The organism is Phocaeicola vulgatus ATCC 8482, assembly GCF_000012825.1.
GTDB classification, from domain to species: Bacteria; Bacteroidota; Bacteroidia; order Bacteroidales; family Bacteroidaceae; genus Phocaeicola; species Phocaeicola vulgatus.
In genome coordinates this window covers 1954526-1973209 of record NC_009614.1, presented here as the reverse complement: position 1 = coordinate 1973209, position 18684 = coordinate 1954526, and the positions used below count along the sequence as shown (strand labels likewise).

The following is an 18684-nucleotide window of genomic DNA, read 5'->3' as shown; positions in this document are numbered from 1 at the left end:
TAATAAAGATAGAGAGTCAACTTAACGGAAATCTTTCAGATCATTCTGCAACCTCTGACGAATGAAAAAGATACGGCTTTTCACTGTTCCCAACGGAAGTCCCAGTTTTTCGGCAATTTCCCTATATTTAAATCCTGATACATACATAGCAAACGGCACACGGTAATCTTTAGGCAACGCATTCACGATACGATGTATCTCTTTCAAATCATAAGCACCTTCTGTAGAATCGAATCCTGAGTCCTGTGGAAGATTCAAATGGAACAAGTTATCTGTCTGATCGACGAAAGTCTGATCACGCACTGTTTTACGATAATTATTTATAAATATATTACGCATGATGGTGTACATCCATCCTTTAAAATTCGTATCTGGAGTAAACTTCTCTTCGTTGTCCAAAGCTTTAAGTGAAGTTTCCTGCAACAAATCATTAGCCTCTTCTCTGTCAGCTGTCAATTTAAATGCAAAGCGAAATAATTCGGTTTGTATACTTAGTAAATGCTGTGTAAAGTCGACTGTCTTCATATTAATCTATTTTTAAATTGTTATTTTCTGTTTTTGCTTTCTGCTGCAATATTAACGACTTCTCGCAAAAGTCACGACAGAAAAACTAACAACAAAGGGGGTATAAACTATCAAATAACAGTTTTTACCCCCTAAATTAACAGTTAACAGGTGGTTTCGTTTTAACTTTTAATTAGCCGGTATCCCTCCACCGGTTCCAGCATTACCTCCTCCACTTTTCAAATCATCATTATTAATGCTTCGCGCAGCTTTTTTTACCTGAGCCTTCAACTCCCCAAAACGCCAACTGATATTAAATCCATAATAACGCATCGGAATTCTGGTAGCAGTAGAAGAGCAGAAAGTAGGAGTATTGATGTTATTCTTAAAAGTAATATATTTATTAAATAAATTGGACGAGTTAAGAGATATAGTCAGCCTCTTTTCCTTCAAGAAAGAACGACTGAGCCCTATCGCATAATAATAGAAAGAGGAACTTTTACCTTGCAAAGAGATATGCGGAGTACCACCCCCTCCGTTCAGACTCAGACGCAGATCCCAAGGCAGAGTCTGCTGGAAGCTTCCGAAGACATTTCCTTCCCAGCCATGATTCTTTAAATCAAGCCCTGAACTTCTATAATCCACATAAGCTCCCCGTCCATTGATATTAAAGCGGGTTTTAGGAGACATATTCCAGTTCAAGAACAAAGACAAATTAATATTCTTACTTTTTCCTATATTATCATAGGTAGAATTCATCACACCATCTTTTATAAAAGAGTATTGCTCTATACCATTATTGACAAAAGAATAATTAGCACTGACATTTACATTAAATTTCTGCGAGAAACTACCGAAAGTAACACTAAGCGAATGGGCCTTTTCACTTTCCAAATCAGGATTACCGTAACTGATCGCAGTAGGGTTGCTGGTGTCAGTAAACGGATTCAAAAACCAAATACCCGGCCGGCTGATACGCATATTATAAGATGCCCTCAAACTTTGAGTAGGAGCCAATTGGTAAGAGAACATCAAGGATGGAACCAAATCATCAAACTGAGCATCAAACTTCTCATCCTTATTTTTATAATCCGCATCCATAAATGTATGCTCATAGCGAATTCCCGCCTTTCCACCGAGTTTTTTGTACTTCAGCTGATAGCCCAAATAAGCAGCCAGAATATCCTGCTTATGATCATATTGCGTACTCATATCCTGATCATACTTATATTCTCCGGTTTTATCGGCCAGATAATATTTACCATCACTTTTACTTCTACGAAAAATATACTTTATACCAGTTTCAATGCTGTGTATCGAATTTATCGGATTGGTATAGTCCAATTGAGCCGTATGCTCTTGTGTGCTGGCATCATTTTTAAAATATTGGTTTTGCAAAAGATAAGGAACATTCAACGTATCCTCATAATCCGTATTCGCTTCACTGTTATTGGGGGAATGGCTAAAACGATAAGAGAAAGTAAGAAGTTCCCCTTTCTTTTTAAACGAATGCTGATAATCCATGTTGCCCCCCACTTCGCCAAAGCCCGATTCATTATTTCCCAAAGAACCGTAACCGTAAACCGGATTACCGGCATGATTCGTCATCTGGGTATTTCCAATCCTCTTATTCGTAAAATTGCCAGTCATCAGATTCATAGAAAAACTAATCAGATTCAAAGTGTCAATCTCATAACTTCCTTCCAGACTGCCAAATTGAAAATTGCCATAGCTCTTGCTTCTTCGATGCGACTCCAAAAATTTATTTTCCTGAGACGTGAAATCCTCACGATATGAATCTTCAAATCCCTTTTGAGATCCCTGGTAGTTATAAGAATAATTACCGGTAACAGTGAACTTGCCCGACTGCACCGTACCATAACCGCCACCATACACACGCATATTGCTTGCACCACCATTCAATGTCACCGTATATCCTTCCATTCCTGCTCCTACAGTGATAATATTCAAGATGCCCGCCACCCCTTCCGCGTCATATTTAGCCCCAGGCTCGGTGATAACCTCTATAGATTTAATGGAATTGGCCGGCATACTCCGCAATACCTCGGTAGGATTATTGCTCATCATGTTATTCGGCTTGCCATTAACATGCACTTTAAACTTACTGCTACCGTTTACTTGAATTTTATCCTCTCCATCTACAGTCACCAGCGGAACTTTACGGAGCATTTCAAGAGTCGTATTAGTTTTAGAATCCGGATCATCCTCTATACTATACGTCACTTTGTCTATTTCCGCCTTTACCAAAGGTTTCTGCGCTACCACCTCCACTCCTTTCAACATTTCAGTCGCTTCTGCTATCAGAATCTTACCCAAATCAACATTCCTACGATTTGCCGATATCGAAAACTCCTTCTGTACAGGAGACTTTCCTACAGAAGTAAAATGAATGAGATAAATCCCCGGCACGGCAAGCCGTTCGTCAAACCTGCCGTCCGCTCCTGTCACAGCCAGTTTCACCGGCTTTGCAGGATTGTTCTTCAATGAAATACGGATTGTAGAATACGGTTCCCCTTCATTAGACAAAGAATCTAATAAGACTCCCTTGACTGAGAACTGGCCTTGGACAGCCTTTTGCGCCTTCGCCGTAAATGACAAACTTGCCACAAGCAAGATAATGCCCCATAAAATGTTGTGTTTCATATATCAATAATGAGTTTGTGTTTGTTGCAAAGGTAGGTAAACGATAGCAAGTAGTTTATTTTCAGACGTTAAAGAAGCCTATATATTATCTACCAGCGAGTATAAGGATTCTTCATCAAAAAAGAATTATAATAACGAATATCTCCCGTTACCTCTTTTTCGATGAAATGGGGCTTTTTGAACAATTCGTCCTCACTATTCAATTCCACTTCCGCTACAGTCAAGCCTTCATTCTCACCATAAAACTCATCCACTTCAAAGATATGCTCTCCACTTTTCACCAAATACCGGATTTTATCAATCACCCCAGGCTCACACAGTTTCATCAACTCTTCGGCCTCTTGCAAACTGATCTCCTTCTCCCACTCATAACGACTTGTACCGGAGTCATTGGAAGCCCCTTTGATAGTAAGATACCCTTTATTATCCCGAATACGCACCCGGACAGTTCTTCCACGAGCACTACAGATATAACCTTGCACAATATGACTATGTGCATAAGCCTCTAGTTTATAACTGTCGTCCTTTACTAAAAATTTTCGTTCTATTTCTTGTCCCATAGCGTTTTAATATATAAAAAAGCCCCGCAGAGAATAACCTCAGCAGGACTTCACTATTTATTTTCCGTTTTTATCCATACATGGCATAGCCCACCATAATAACAAGGGCTAATACAATTAATCCGATGAACAGACCTTTTACAATCCTATTTGCTTTCTCTTCTTCCCGCTTACTATAAGCAGCTTTCTTATTCTTTCCCATAAGTATTTCATTTTTAAGATTAAACCATCTCTTTTGAATATCCCAAAAGTACAAAGTTTCTAGAAGAAAACAAATAAATTACGAAGAATTTACTAATTCTCCGAACCGGAAAACTCCATCAAGTATGCCTTGATAAAGCCATCAATCTTTCCATCCATCACTCCGTTCACATCCGAAGTTTGAAAATTAGTACGATGATCCTTCACACGACGGTCATCAAAGACATAACTGCGTATCTGTGATCCCCATTCAATCTTCTTCTTGCCTGCCTCCACCTTGGCCTGTTCTTCCATGCGGTGCTGCAATTCCTTATCATATAAAATTGAACGCAACTGTCTCATCGCATTTTCCTTATTCTTCGGCTGGTCACGGGTTTCAGTATTCTCAATCAAGATTTCCTCTTCCTCACCGGTATACGGATCTTTATATTGATAACGCAGACGTACTCCTGATTCCACCTTGTTCACATTCTGTCCGCCGGCCCCTCCCGAACGGAAAGTATCCCAAGACATACGGGCAGGTTCAATTGTCACTTCAATACTATCATCCACCAACGGCGTTACAAACACAGAAGCAAAAGAAGTCATCCGTTTCCCCTGAGCATTATAAGGAGACACGCGCACCAAGCGGTGGACTCCATTCTCACCTTTCAGATAACCATATGCAAAACTGCCCTCAATATTCATAGTCACCGTCTTGATTCCGGCCTCATCCCCATCCTGAAGGTTAGCCACGCTCACTTTATAGCCATTGGTCTCCGCCCAACGCATATACATACGCATCAGCATGGAAGCCCAATCCTGACTTTCAGTACCACCGGCACCGCAATTAATTTTCAATACACAATCCATTTGGTCGGCCTCCTGGCGAAGCATATTCTTCAGTTCCAATGCCTCCACCGCAGTGACAGCCTTTTGATACGCTGCATCCACTTCTTCTTCGGTAACCAAATCATCTTTACAAAAGTCAAAAGCCAATTCCAGTTCATCTGCCATCGTCTTTACCTCACGGTAACCGTCGATCCATTTTTGCAGATCTTTCACCTTCCTCATTTGTGCTTCTGCTTTCTTGGCATCATCCCAAAAACCGGGCGCCTGCGTACGCAGTTGTTCTTCTTCCACCTGAACCAGTTTATTTTCTATGTCCAGATATCTTTCAAGTGCCGCAGTACGTTCTTTTACGTCTTTCAGTTGCTCTATTGTTATCATCTTGAGAATTTTTGCATTTCAAGGTGCAAAGATAGTGGAAATCTATTCATTTTCCCATTATTCTTCGTACATCTTTTCTATTTCGGCAGCATAGTTCTTGTTCAGCACATTACGTTTTATTTTCAACGTATTGGTCAGCTCACCACGTTCCATACTGAAAGGATGGGGCAACAAGGTAAACCTCTTGATCTGTTCATAATGTGCAAACTGCTGCTGCAGTGTATCAATCCGCTCTTTAAACAAATCGATAATTTCCGGTTTCTGCAACAGTTCCTCCATACTTTCATAGCGAATACCTTTTTTTGCGGCATACTCTTTCACCAGTTTATATTCAGGAATTATCAAAGCAGAAACAAATTTACGTTCATCGGCAATAATAGAAATCTGATCGATATAACGGTCTACCACCAATTTGGCTTCAATGGCTTGAGGAGCGATATACTTCCCGTTTGAAGTTTTAAACAAGTCCTTGATACGCTCTGTAAGGAACAAATGCCCATCTTTTATATAACCCGCATCACCGGTATGGAACCATCCGTCTTCAGTAAACGCTGCTTTCGTAGCAGCTTCCTTTTTATAATAGCCATGAGTGATTCCCTCACCACGTAGCATTATTTCGTTATTCTCCCCTATTCTGACCTGCACATGAGGCATGATACGCCCCACCGAACCAACCACATGGTCATTATCATTCTCACAAGCAACCGTTGCAGTAGATTCCGTCAATCCATAACCCGCTACCATATTAATTCCCACCGACAAAACAAACTCCTGTACAGCCGGCGGAATAGCCGCACCGGCAGTAGGGAAGAAACGCCCGTTTTCAATGCCAATAGTCTTTTTCAACAAGCTATAGATCGTTTTCTCATAAAATTTATATTTCATGTGCAATACAGGCGGAGGAGTCAGCCCTTTGTACACATATTCCAAATTATGTTCACGTCCCACTTTAATAGCATCCAGCATCAACTTCTTTTTCAATCCGGTTGTCTCATTGATTTTTTCTTGCACGCCGGCATACACTTTCTCCCAGAAACGGGGAACACTGCACATAGCCGTAGGACGGATCTCCTTTATTGTCTTCTGGATATCAGCAGGACGCAAGTTGATAGACAAAGTACACCCCATCGAAAGACACCAGCAAGTCCATGCACGCTCAAACACATGAGTAAAAGGAAGGAAATTCATAATCACATCCTGATCACCCAATTGAGGGAAACGTTCATCGTGTGCCGGAATGGCCGCCTCATAGCAAGAATGATGCAACATCACCCCCTTGCTGTCTCCGGTTGTTCCACTGGTATAAAGAATATTGGCAAGATCACCATTACCCGACTCTGAAGTACGCTTGTCTACCTCAGCTTGATGCGGATGCGCCTCGCCCAATTTCAGAAAGTCATCAAAATAAATGGAAGTCTGGTCCCGCTCATCACGTTTTACCTCCTTGTCGAAAATTATAATCTGTTTCAGTTGGCTTCCCAGTTGCATAACCCGGAACGCCACATCATATTGCAACTGTTCACCTACAAAGATATAACGTATTTCGGCATCACCTACCATATAATGTACCTGCGCCTCGGAACTGGTAGCATAAAATGGTACAGTAACAGCCCGTACCCCAAAAGCTCCAAAGTCCACATACAGACATTCCGGTTTATTTTGAGAAAAAACTGCTATATTTTCCTGTATGCCTATACCTAATTCTATCAATGCATTCGAAACTGTTTTTACAGTTGCGGCAAACTGGTTCCAAGAAACCGGAATCCATGTTTCTGTTTTATAATCGCGGTAACGCAACGCTACACGATCACCATATTTCCCTGCCTGACGTTGTATCAGGACAGATAAGAAAGAACTACTCATTCCAAAGATTTATTTTTAATTCATCGGCAAAGTTATCGTTTAATTTGGAATTATCCTCTATAAACAGGCATTAATTTTCCCAACCAGTCAAAGAGTTAGAAGAAATCAGCCGAAAGTTTTAGTTGCATATCTAACTTAATTACCTACTTTTTTCATCACCGTTTACCACGCAAAAATAGTATCTTTGCAACACATTAAATTATTAAAATCAAGATGATTGATATAGAATATTACACTTCCGAAGCAACCACATTGCTGAATTCGTTAATCGGTATCCCCTCATTGAGCCGGGAAGAAGAAGCTGCCGCCGACTTTCTGCAGAACTATATTGAAGAAACAGGTATCATGACCGGTCGTTCGGGCAACAACATTTGGTGTATCAGTCCGATGTTCGACCTCAACAAACCGACTATTTTACTAAATTCCCACATCGATACCGTAAAACCGGTAAACGGATGGCGGAAACATCCTTTCACTCCGAAAGCCGAAAACGGAAAGATTTACGGTTTGGGAAGTAATGACGCCGGCGCCAGTGTAGTATCCTTATTTCAGGTGTACCGCCATCTCTCTACAACCGAGCAGGCATACAATCTGATCTTTCTTGCCTCATGTGAAGAAGAAGTTTCCGGAAAAAACGGAATAGAAAGCGTATTGCCCCAACTACCTCCCATCACTTTGGGCATAGTGGGTGAACCGACAGAAATGCAGCCTGCCATTGCCGAAAAGGGATTGATGGTGCTGGATGTTACCGCATACGGAAAAGCCGGACATGCCGCACGCAATGAAGGAGTGAATGCTATTTACAAAGTACTGGAAGACATTCAGTGGTTCCGTGATTATAAATTCCCGAAGGAATCCTCCCTGCTAGGCCCCGTCAAAATGAGCGTGACACAAATAAATGCCGGCACGCAGCATAATGTCATCCCCGATACTTGTACTTTCGTTGTGGATATCCGCAGTAATGAATGTTACTCTAACGAAGAACTATTCAAAGAAATAAGTGCCCATCTAAAAAGCGAGGCGAAAGCCCGTTCTTTCCGCTTGAACTCATCTCATATCAGTGCCGAGCATCCCTTTGTGAAACGCGCGGTAAAACTAGGACGTGTACCTTTCGGTTCTCCTACTTTGTCCGATCAGGCGTTGATGAAGTTCCCGTCTGTCAAAATCGGTCCGGGAAAGTCCTCCCGTTCACACACGGCTGATGAATATATCATGGTTTCGGAAATTGAGGAAGCGATAAGGCTTTATATCGAGATGCTGGACGGACTGGTGCTGTAAACGACTTACAAAGACGCTATTTCCCCTATAGACAGACCGGTAACCTGTGCAATTACATCAAATGCAATACCGGCCTGTTTCATTTTTTTTGCATTCTTGAAGCATTCTTCCTTACGACCTTGCTCAAGACCTTCTTTAAGACCTTTTTCAATACCCTCTTTAAGACCTTCCTCATGCCCTTTTTTCAACTGGGTGGACATCACGCTGTACCAGTCGCGGAAATTCTTCAAACTTTCCCAATACTCGCCTAATTCCTTAGGATTGAACTTAGCTATCTCGGCAGCCTCGAAAAGTTCCTTGTTCATTGCCGTGCCGAAAAGCAGCTTGAAGCCGAAATCGGCATAAGGGTTGATGTATTTATCCTGTATGCCTTCTGTTCCCATATCTATCCGAGGTTTAATAAGTTATGATACAGGACAAAAGTAATCAATATACTGCAATTCCCCGTCTTAAAAGAAAGATTTAACTATCTATCATTCATAGTATTTTCTAGATAAGGTTTAATAATTCCTCATTATTCCATCTTTCAGCATATTCACTGCTTAAGTCTGCCGTGATACATTCGTGCATATTTTCCCCTTTTTGTAAACCGATAACTCTGATGTCAGGAACAGTTTTAGCATACTTTCTTATTGTGAGTTCCAATAAAATTCCTAAGCTTATCGATTTCATATCAGGCGGATAAAACGGTTCCGCACTTTGAGCGTCATTTAAACAGGAAAAAATAACATCTATTGCCTGTTCCCACGTAATAAAAAACCGGGTAGCTTCAGGATCTGTCAATATAAGCTCCTTCCTATTTTCTAATGCATACTTCCATTTTACCAAAACAGACCCTGTAGAATGCAATACATTTCCATAACGAACTATCCTATAAGCGCAATTCGATCCGTTTATTTGCTCAAAATCCCCAAAAAGATTCTCCATAAGCAATTTAGTAGCCCCATACGTTCCTGAAACTTGAACAGCTTTATCAGTGCTTGTTGCCAGAATAAATTTTATGTTCTGTTCCTCAACAGTTATTTTAAGAAGATTCAACGTACCAAGAATATTAGTCTGAACAGCTTTCAGAGGATGTTCTTTTGCCAAAATGACATCTTTAAACGCAGCCAAATGAAATATCCCATCACAACCATTCAATGCCTTTTTCAATAAAAGATAATCTTCAACGGGGCATGGAAAGATTTGAACGCTTTTAAATTTCCCCCTCAGAGCAATCAGTTTTCCTTCATTCCTGGCTATCGCATGAATAGTATGTCCTTGGGTAATCAACCGTTCTATCAATTTCTCAGCCAAATAACCGGTAGCCCCCGTTACTGCAATGGTTCCCATATTCAAGCTATTTTTTATCATTCATCAACACATCCCTCGCAACATAAGGCTGTGGAGAAAACTCAATAGTCAACACATTCGACTCTCCTAAAGCTGTTAATGTATGGACGCACCCCGGTAAAGTCCGTACCAAATCCCCCTTTTCCCAAATCTCTTCTATTACAGCCTCACTATCATCATATTTCTGAAAAGTGGCATGCATACGCCCCTGTAAAATAAGCATATATTCCACCTTTCTAAAATGATAATGATTGCCTCTAAGAACCTTTGGGACGAATTGCAAGAATCCTATATATTTAGCGGCTTCCACCGCTGGAATTGAAGCACTCAAAGTAGTATCCTCGCCAATTACAAAACCAGTTCCCGCCTCCAGCAAGCTATAATTTTTCACATCCCCTACGGATTCCACTTTTATCAAATCCCTGACAGTTATTTCATCAAACATTTTTTTTGATTGCTCACGCACGTCAATTTTACATAATCCGGCACGATATTTTAATAAAAACAACTTATGATGAGGAGCAAGGTTCTCCAATCTCAAACACTCATCCATATCCAGCAAGACAAAAGATTCACCTTCCAAAATACGGATATCCGCTGCATCGTCCATCAAATAAGTATGATGAATATATTCCCATCTATCATAGTCTGCTCTATACTCAGACCCCAAATAGGTTATAGAACTAAAATGCACCTTTTGGGATTTCTTGTGTTCAAATTCTTCCTTCAGTTCTCTGATAATGCCATCTAGAGGGGTTTCCTCCTCCTCAAGGTAGCCAGAAACAAGAGAATAATATCCGGAGTACTCTATATCCGGGTTCTCATCTCTTTTTTGCAACAATACTCTATTATCTGTTGTAGTAATAATCACAGTAGTCGAATCCATCATCTTTTTCATCTTCATTATTTTTTAAATTTTCATTCTGTTGTATTTTCACCACACCCACGTGATGAATAATATTTTCCTTATTCAGCATATCAGTATAAATAGCATGGTTTAACACCATAATAAGCAACCAAATAAGAGACAATATGGCAAAAAAAGGTTGGGTGTATGATTTCAGCCATAACTCCCAAGACTTTTTCTCTCTTTTCAAATTAGAAGGAATCTTTGTGAAAAGTTTCACATACTCATCCGGAAAAGCCTTTTCCGCTTCACATAACATATTCTTCCAGTGCTCATGATAACTCCATAATCTCTGCATTACGTAAATAGACCATATTGAAAATGACAATCCGCCAAATGCAATAATAAATGTCAGATATTCAGAAGTTTGACATATAGAGTTAAACAAGACGGTTTCCAATCCGAATAAAGAAACATTTATTCCGAACATAATATTAAAACGGCTCCAGATACCAGCTCCTTCATACTGTAATTGACCAAGAAGGTGAGTATAATGTTCCATTAATTTAGTGTTCTGCAAGGCATCCCTATCATTTACCGCTTTTTTATTATCTACATCCGCATAAAAGTTTATACCGCATCGAACTAATTTCGTCATTATATCAAGAATATATTTTTATAATAAAAAAGGAGAGGATATTCTTCTGTAATCAGATTCATATCCCCTCCTCGCTTGAAGTCATCAAGAAGAAAGCATATCAAATTTAAGCTATACTTTCTATCTTAGCCCGAATGTTTACTGTACTTTTCTTGTTACAGTTACCTTGAATGTCTTGGTTACAACACCCCAGTTATGAGTATAAGTAATATTCAAGTTTACATCATGAGTATATACTGTACCTTCCGGAGTTCCCTTCCAAGTAAGAGTTGCAGTAGCTGCATCATAAGTAAAGTCTTTTTCATTCTCATCCAAAGAAATTTCCAATCCTGTAGCTTCAGCAACAGCATTACCGGCAGCATCTTTTCTATACAATGTTTCAGCTATGGTTTCTTCAGCAGCAATCGTAGTGGCATTGTATTTTACCAATGTATTGCCAACAGCATCTTTCAATGTCAAGTTTGTCCATTTTTTATAAGAAGCTTCTGTTGCCTTAACATTCAATGCATTAATCAAATCAATAATCTTAATCTGATCGTTTGTAGCCAATGCCGGATTATTATACTTCAAATCAACAACATCAGTGAATGCCAAGATAGGTTGTTCCACCTTCCAGTCTTCAGTCGCAAACAATACACGCTTAGCAGAACCGGCAGTAGCATCATAGATATCAACTTTCAAAGTTCCAACCTTAGCCAAATCTACACGCGGAGTAAAGGCAATCTGATTAGTGTTAGTCCATTCAATGTTATTTTCTTTCATCATTTCCTGAACATAAGCATTCTGCTTCTTATAATCCAATTCAAACTCAACTGTCGCATCTTCAGGAACAACATTGTACATCTTGTCGAAGTTATTAGACTCCATGATGAATTTGCTATAAGCACCGGCAGTTTTTGTCCATGTACCGATAATAGTACGACTCTTATATTCATCCTTGATAGGACAATCAAAGTTATAGGTTACAGAGAAGTTATCTACAGAAACCTTAAACAGCTTGTTTACGAAGCTGTTGTAAACTGCATACGGTGTGTTCACTCCGTTAGTCATCTTCTCAGTAGCTCCCCAACCAAAGAGTCCATAAGAAGAAGCTCCGGCTAGCAATGACATATTCTTGAATTGTGCAAAGTTAGCACCCGGTGTCAAAATCAAGAACAAAGAGTCCTTATCGGCATTGTTTCCACCGTTCTTATAATACAAGACAGCCTCATTTTTAACCGTTTCAAGAGCTTTTGCCAAGTCTGTAACCTTTGCAGGAATAGTAGTCGACAAATTGTTATTTTGATAATATTGATTACAATCATCAGATATTGATTCATATCTCACTAACTTGCTGCCACCAGCATCATATACAGGCTTGTTCAATGTAATGAATGTACAATATTCATTATTATCATTAGCAATAACATCACGACCTTCAATAGCAGCCTCAAAGTTACGGACATCCAAAGTAATGATCCGGGCCTGTGAGCTATTGTATGCAAATGTAAAGTTTTCCTTAGCATCCAACGGTTTCAAAGCAACAGTTCCAAATACAGGATTAACAGCAGGACGAACAGCCTTGATGAAGACTACATTCTTCACCTCGTATTCTTTAACACCTTCTTTCTGTGGCTTAACTGTAGTAGTCACTTCTATCGCAGCGTATTCATCAATAGCAGATGCCTGGTTAGTCGATTTTACAGACAAAACATTATCTTTAAATTCAAAGATACCCTGACGAGTTTTAATAGGTTGTCCATTAAATGTATAATCCTCATTCTGATCCAACAGTCTGAACACTCTGGTATATGAAATATTGGTTGACTTCAACCATACTGTTGCAGCTCCGGAAATGTAAGCGTCAATAGAATCATTTACATTATAAACACCTTGATAGTCAAAGCATCCATAAGATTTACCATCATAAGATTCACCATCCTCAGTAATAATTGCCGGATAATCATTTTCATCCATATTAGTTGAAGTAAAAGCATTAACAATGCTCTTTACAGATGCCTTTGTTCTTCTTACCGTGAAATAATCGGAAGCTGATGTATATTGACCATACATAGTTACATCCAATGAGGTCGCATAATTACTATAGGTTTCAATACCTTCATTCGGCAAAATAGCAAGGCTCAAAATACCGTTTTCTAATTTTGCAGAACCTTCCATATAGGTCAAAGCAGGAGCGACACTACGAACCTGATACGTATCAACAAAGGAGAATTTCGCATTATTCAATGAGAAATCACCCGGATATACTTTGAATGAAGCATAAGCAGGAACAGATGCAAACAAAACATCCTTATCTGAGTCAAAAGTTCCTTCATTTTCCAGCCAATAGATATCATAAGCTTTACAAATATCCTTGAGATCATCAACAGCCTGTTTTCTGTAAACTACAGTCTGCAACCCTTTGAATGCAGAACCTTCCTGCAGCAAAGTGTAGTTCTGACCGTCGATAGTCACGATTACAGTCTTGCTTTCAGCATCTACAGCAATGTTAGGAAATTCATTGTTCTGCTTCAAATCAGTAACTTTGTCACCGATCTTGATGTATTCCACACCGTCCACTGTCACCCAAGACACGTTTGAACCGGCAGCTTCACCATCCTGACCTCTGGCCGGAACTTTGTTACCTTCGGTATCTTTCACATCCACCCAAGTAGCACCTTTGTCTGTGCTGACCTGCCAGTAATTGCCTTCCACACGGAATTCAGGGATAACAGTAGTACCGGCTGCTCCATCTGTTCCATTCGTACCGTTCTTGATAGTAATTTTGGAACCGTCAGTGAAAACCAGTTCATATCCACCGGTAACCTCATTACATGACTGAACGAATTTACCTGCCTTAATTGCCGAGTCAAGACTTGCAATGGTTTCCTTGACTTCGCTCAATTCCTTGTCGATGCGGTCAATGTCATCATCATAGTCCTTACAAGACACAAATGTTCCTGTCGAGGTCACCATTAAGGCTCCGAACAGGATTGCACTTAAAAACTTTTTGTTCATAATAGAAAAACTTTAAATTTATAAATTTAAAAAACTAAAATTGGTTATACATATTAATTTCATTATTAATAGCTTAGCTAGTTTACTGCCTGCAAATGATGCCTCCTTCTTTCTTGAGTCTGATATGACAAAGGTGATACCCCGACAATACGGCTGAAAGCAGAGTAGAAAGCACTTTTCGAAGCAAAGCCACAACTGCAAGGCAGCTCAGTCAGCGCACAACGTCGGGAACAGAGAAGTTCTTTGGCATATTCCACACGATACGTGTTCACAAGTTCCTTCAAATTACAACCGAAGTATTTGTTCACCACATTGCTCAGATAGGTCTGGTTTGTTTCAAGCAGTGCACTCAGTTTCTTCAGAGAAAGCGAGGTGTCAAGAAATACCTGACGTATCTCAAGCTGGTACAATATACCTTTATATATATTACAATCCACCTTGCGAATGTCTGTTTCCTTTCCGGCAAACTCCTCTTTCCATTGCCGCTCGGCAGCCTTGAAAAGCAAAGTCTTCTGTCGCTCGGAAGTAGCGGTCGTGCGTTTACGTCTCAGAAATAGATATTCCATCTGCTTTATGTTGTTTTCATTTAATTATACCGCTTCAAAGACCAGATATATTCCATATATAAAAAGGTCTTAAAAACGACATTTTTGTAGATCTCTTGATAAGAGATCTACAAAAGGTATTAACACACATTATATCAACATATTACAGAGCTGTTGAAACGAAATAAAGAAGAATATAAATAAATGAGAGAACTATTTTTTTATATAAATTCCTATTTTTTTTGCCAAAAATGTATTAGTTCTCAAAACTTTGCTTATTTTTGCACAGAAAATATATATCTCTTATCAAGAGATATATAAATCGGTTCATGTAAAAGCGAAGCATAACAAACTGAAAAACAGAAGATTTCCTCTTATAAAGAGTTCATGTTAGCTTTAAAAGAAGAAAAGTTCATCCTTTTAACTTTTTTTATTTCATCAAAGAGAAAACCGCCAACCAGTTTTTTTAAAAAGTTCTACTATAAAAGTCCGGGAGCATTTGGGATTATTGTGGAAATAACAATAGATCGGGCCCTGTTGCATAAACCTTTTCTATCTCCTGATTAAACCTTTTTATACGAATGTATTCTATCTCCATAGCCTTTGGAGTTATCTCCATAAGCTTTGGAGTTATCTCCCAAGACTATGGAGTCAACTCCAAAGGCTTGCGGAGATAAAACAGGCAGGAAGAAAACCCTTAACCATACGGCGGGAAAGGGTTAGAGATATGGATAAGATCTTTTAAGGATGAAGCTGACTACAAGGCTACGCATTCCTTACGTAGGGAGGAAAAATCCCCAGACAGCCTTCTTTTAAAAAAAGCGAAACAGCATATGGGCAGGAAGATATACATCTGACTACATGTATGGTATATAGCAACAAGTCTAAATGCTAAAGTGAGGGCATATATGCAATCCCAATTCTTACTTTTGCCTGCCATACAAACCATACATAAAATTACGAACGCTCGTACAGGGTATCACAAACAATCGCATGAAATAAAATCCCCACTAAATTTCTGCTGACCCCAAAGCCGGACAAGCCCTCATTTCAGCAGGCTGAAGGATTTATATCCGGATGAAGGAAATAAAGTGAAAATGATTCATTATAACCAACTGATTAACAATAAATTACCTTGAAATGAAGGATTTGAAGGAAAAAAACAGGTTATAGAGCCAAATCTTCTCTATAACCTGCATATACTCAAATCACCTTGAAACATTCAGAGAGTGATATCTTTCATTATCTTTTCTAATGCTCCGGCATTATGGTTCACATAATTTCCGGCAGCTTTCCCTGCTTGTTGCAAATAAGCCTCATCCGACAGGAATTTGTCCATCAACCGTTTAAAATCATCATAACCGGTTACTTCAAAACCGCCTTTCTGCTCCAACAAATGTTGCGCCTCGCGGAATTTCTTGTTGTTAGGTCCGAATATCACAGGAATACCATATACAGCCGCTTCCAGCACATTATGAATTCCAACTCCAAAGCCACCCCCAATATACGAAATCTCACCATATCGGTAAATGGAGGACAGCAGTCCGTAACAGTCGATAATCAAACAATCGGCCTGTGTCACATTTTCTTCCGTAGCCTCGGTATAGCGGATGCACGGACGTTTCACCTTATCTAAAATCTCCTTCAAATGACTGTCGCTCACCACATGAGGAGCAATAACCAGCTTCATCTCAGGATGCTCATTGAAATACTTGATAAAAATATCCTCATCCGGTCCCCATGAGCTGCCTGCAACAAAAGTCAACGAATCACCTTTGAACTTCTCCACCAGCGGAAGCTGCTTGGCTTGATGGCAGATATCCAGCACGCGGTCAAAACGAGTATCGCCCACAACTGTCACATCGGTCACGCCAATTGTCGCCAGCAATTCTTTGGAAACTTCGTTCTGTACAAACAAATGAGCAAAAGTCCTCAGCACCTCACTATATCTCTTCCCATACCAACGGAAAAAAATCTGATTGGGACGGAAAATGGAAGATACGCTATAGGTGGGAATACCTCTCCTATGCAACTCATTCAAGTAATTCTGCCAAAATTCGTACTTGATAAAAAATACCATACAGGGATTAGCCAATTCTACAAACCGACGGACATTACGCGGAGTGTCGAAAGGCAGATAGCAGACAAGGTCTGCCCCCTGGTAGTTCTTTCTCACTTCATACCCTGAGGGAGAAAAGAAAGTCTGCAATATTTTATATTCGGGATGCTCCTTACGGATACGTTCTATCAAAGGGCGTCCCTGTTCGAACTCCCCCAATGAAGCTGCATGAAACCAAATATAACGGGCATTTTTGTCTATCTTGTTACGCAAGATATCAAATACTTCCCGGTGTCCTTTCACCATTTTGGCGGGCTTGGCACTGAACAGGCCGGCAACCTTCACCCCGAATAGATAAATATAGATGACTAGGTTATAAATCATAACTACCGGCTATTACTTGAGCACTTCCACAGCCCGACGAATGCGTCGCAATGTTTCTTCTTTCCCTAAAACGGCTGAAATATCAAACATATGCGGACCTTTACCTTCGCCTACCAAGGTTAAACGGAAAGCATTCATTATATTACCTAAGTGATAACCTTTATCTTCTATCCATTTCATGACCACAGCCTCCTGATTCTCCAGCGAGAAGTCGTCCAAGGCCTCCAATACGTCCGCCAACTCCAGCATACGTTCGGGAGAGTCCTCTTTCCAACGTTTTTTACGGGTCTTCTCATCATATTCCGTAGGAGCGACGAAGAAGAATTTGCAAGTTTCCCACAAATCCTTGATAAAACTTACACGATCTTTCATCAAGCCTACCACGGTCACCACTTTATCCATAGGAGCTTCAATGCCATGCTCTTTCAAGATCGGCATGAAAAGCCCGGCTACTTCCTCATTGCTTTTCTTCAATATATATTCATGGTTAAACCATTTTCCTTTTTCAAAGTCGAATTTTGCCCCGGCTTTGCTGCAACGGTGCAGGTCAAAAAGCTTCACCAGTTCATCCAAGGACATCAGTTCCTGGTCATTTCCCGGATTCCATCCCAACAGGGCAAGGAAATTGATAACAGCTTCGGGCAGGTAACCCGACTCACGATAACCGGAAGACACCTCACCGGTCTTGGGGTCGTGCCATTCCAACGGGAAAACAGGGAAGCCAAGACGGTCACCATCACGCTTGCTCAGTTTACCGTTACCATCCGGTTTCAACAACAAGGGAAGATGTGCGAACTCGGGCATGGTATCCGCCCAGCCGAAAGCCCGGTACAGCAGGACATGCAACGGAGCGGAAGGCAACCATTCCTCACCACGGATTACATGGGAAACTTCCATCAAATGGTCGTCCACAATGTTTGCCAAATGATAAGTAGGCAGTTCATCCGCCGATTTATATAAAACTTTATCATCCAAAATGGAAGAATTGATCACTACCTCGCCACGGATAATATCATGTACGTGTACATCTTCATTCGGTTCAATCTTGAAACGTACCACATATTGCTTCCCATCGGCAATCAGTGCATCCACTTCTTCTTTCGGCAGAGTCAAAGAGTTACGCATAGACATACGGGTAGAAGCATCGTACTGGAAATTAGAGATTTCCTGACGTTTGGCGTCCAACTCCGCCGGAGTATCGAAAGCAATATACGCCTTACCGCTGTCAAGCAACACCTGTACATATTTCTTATAAATATCACGACGTTCAGACTGACGGTAGGGGCCGTAGTTACCACCAAAGCTGACTCCTTCGTCGAAGTTTATCCCCAACCACTTAAACGACTCAATGATATATTCTTCCGCACCCGGAACAAAGCGATTTGAGTCGGTATCTTCTATACGGAAAATTAAATCTCCACCATGCTGGCGAGCAAACAGATAGTTATACAAGGCTGTGCGCACACCGCCGATATGCAACGCTCCCGTCGGGCTCGGAGCAAAACGAACTCTTACTTTTCTTTCTGACATTGTTGTTTTATATAAAATACGCCGCAAAATTAATCTAAATTTCCCGATTTTTT

Annotated in this window: 15 protein-coding genes; 1 reads left to right on the top strand and 14 read right to left on the bottom strand. The window is 40.3% G+C overall.

Going from position 1 to position 18684, the window contains the following annotated elements:
- Window positions 1–21 precede the first annotated feature (21 nt).
- The 6 genes from BVU_RS07535 to BVU_RS07510 form a co-directional block, all read right to left on the bottom strand.
- Entirely contained in the window at window positions 22–525 is a 504-nt protein-coding gene (locus BVU_RS07535; RefSeq protein ID WP_011965206.1) for an RNA polymerase sigma factor, read from the bottom strand.
- A gap of 168 nt (window positions 526–693) precedes the next feature.
- Window positions 694–3168 carry a TonB-dependent receptor gene (locus BVU_RS07530; protein ID WP_011965205.1) on the bottom strand — a complete coding sequence of 825 codons (2475 nt, stop codon included), beginning with the start codon at window positions 3166–3168 and terminating at the stop codon, window positions 694–696.
- A gap of 89 nt (window positions 3169–3257) precedes the next feature.
- A complete protein-coding gene (locus BVU_RS07525; protein WP_005845492.1) occupies window positions 3258–3728 on the bottom strand; it encodes a CYTH domain-containing protein in 471 nt (156 codons plus the stop codon).
- A gap of 70 nt (window positions 3729–3798) precedes the next feature.
- Window positions 3799–3930 (bottom strand): hypothetical protein, encoded by a 132-nt coding sequence (locus BVU_RS22700; protein ID WP_005845490.1) that lies wholly within the window; start codon window positions 3928–3930, stop codon window positions 3799–3801.
- Between the two features lie 92 nt (window positions 3931–4022).
- On the bottom strand, window positions 4023–5138 hold the full coding sequence (gene prfB, locus BVU_RS07515) for a peptide chain release factor 2 (RefSeq protein ID WP_005845487.1): 1116 nt from the start codon (window positions 5136–5138) through the stop codon (window positions 4023–4025).
- Between the two features lie 57 nt (window positions 5139–5195).
- Window positions 5196–7001, bottom strand: a complete 1806-nt coding sequence (locus BVU_RS07510) for an AMP-dependent synthetase/ligase (protein WP_005849510.1) — start codon at window positions 6999–7001, stop codon at window positions 5196–5198.
- A 213-nt stretch (window positions 7002–7214) separates the two neighbouring features.
- Here BVU_RS07510 and BVU_RS07505 point away from each other — a divergent pair, with 213 nt between their 5' ends.
- On the top strand, window positions 7215–8279 hold the full coding sequence (locus BVU_RS07505; RefSeq protein ID WP_011965204.1) for a M20 family metallo-hydrolase: 1065 nt from the start codon (window positions 7215–7217) through the stop codon (window positions 8277–8279).
- 5 nt (window positions 8280–8284) lie between these two features.
- Here the strand turns inward: BVU_RS07505 and BVU_RS07500 are convergent, their stop codons facing one another.
- From BVU_RS07500 to gltX, 8 genes are all read right to left on the bottom strand, one after another.
- Window positions 8285–8662, bottom strand: coding sequence for a hypothetical protein (locus tag BVU_RS07500; RefSeq protein ID WP_011965203.1), 378 nt, complete (start codon window positions 8660–8662; stop codon window positions 8285–8287).
- Between the two features lie 106 nt (window positions 8663–8768).
- Entirely contained in the window at window positions 8769–9611 is an 843-nt protein-coding gene (locus tag BVU_RS07495; RefSeq protein ID WP_011965202.1) for a polysaccharide biosynthesis protein, read from the bottom strand.
- A 7-nt stretch (window positions 9612–9618) separates the two neighbouring features.
- Window positions 9619–10509, bottom strand: coding sequence for an NUDIX domain-containing protein (locus BVU_RS07490; protein WP_016271508.1), 891 nt, complete (start codon window positions 10507–10509; stop codon window positions 9619–9621).
- The gene (locus tag BVU_RS07485) at window positions 10460–11116 is read right to left on the bottom strand and encodes a hypothetical protein (RefSeq protein ID WP_005845475.1); all 657 of its coding nucleotides are present in this window, start codon (window positions 11114–11116) and stop codon (window positions 10460–10462) included. Before BVU_RS07485 ends, BVU_RS07490 begins: the two co-directional genes overlap by 50 nt.
- 138 nt (window positions 11117–11254) lie before the next feature.
- Window positions 11255–14113: a PL29 family lyase N-terminal domain-containing protein gene (locus BVU_RS07480; protein WP_011965200.1), complete on the bottom strand. Its 2859-nt coding sequence runs from the start codon at window positions 14111–14113 to the stop codon at window positions 11255–11257.
- A gap of 77 nt (window positions 14114–14190) precedes the next feature.
- Window positions 14191–14679, bottom strand: coding sequence for a helix-turn-helix domain-containing protein (locus BVU_RS07475; protein ID WP_005845470.1), 489 nt, complete (start codon window positions 14677–14679; stop codon window positions 14191–14193).
- 1201 nt (window positions 14680–15880) lie between these two features.
- The gene (locus BVU_RS07470) at window positions 15881–17101 is read right to left on the bottom strand and encodes a 3-deoxy-D-manno-octulosonic acid transferase (RefSeq protein WP_011965199.1); all 1221 of its coding nucleotides are present in this window, start codon (window positions 17099–17101) and stop codon (window positions 15881–15883) included.
- 12 nt (window positions 17102–17113) lie between these two features.
- On the bottom strand, window positions 17114–18631 hold the full coding sequence (gene gltX / locus BVU_RS07465) for a glutamate--tRNA ligase (RefSeq protein ID WP_005845466.1): 1518 nt from the start codon (window positions 18629–18631) through the stop codon (window positions 17114–17116).
- Window positions 18632–18684 lie beyond the last annotated feature (53 nt).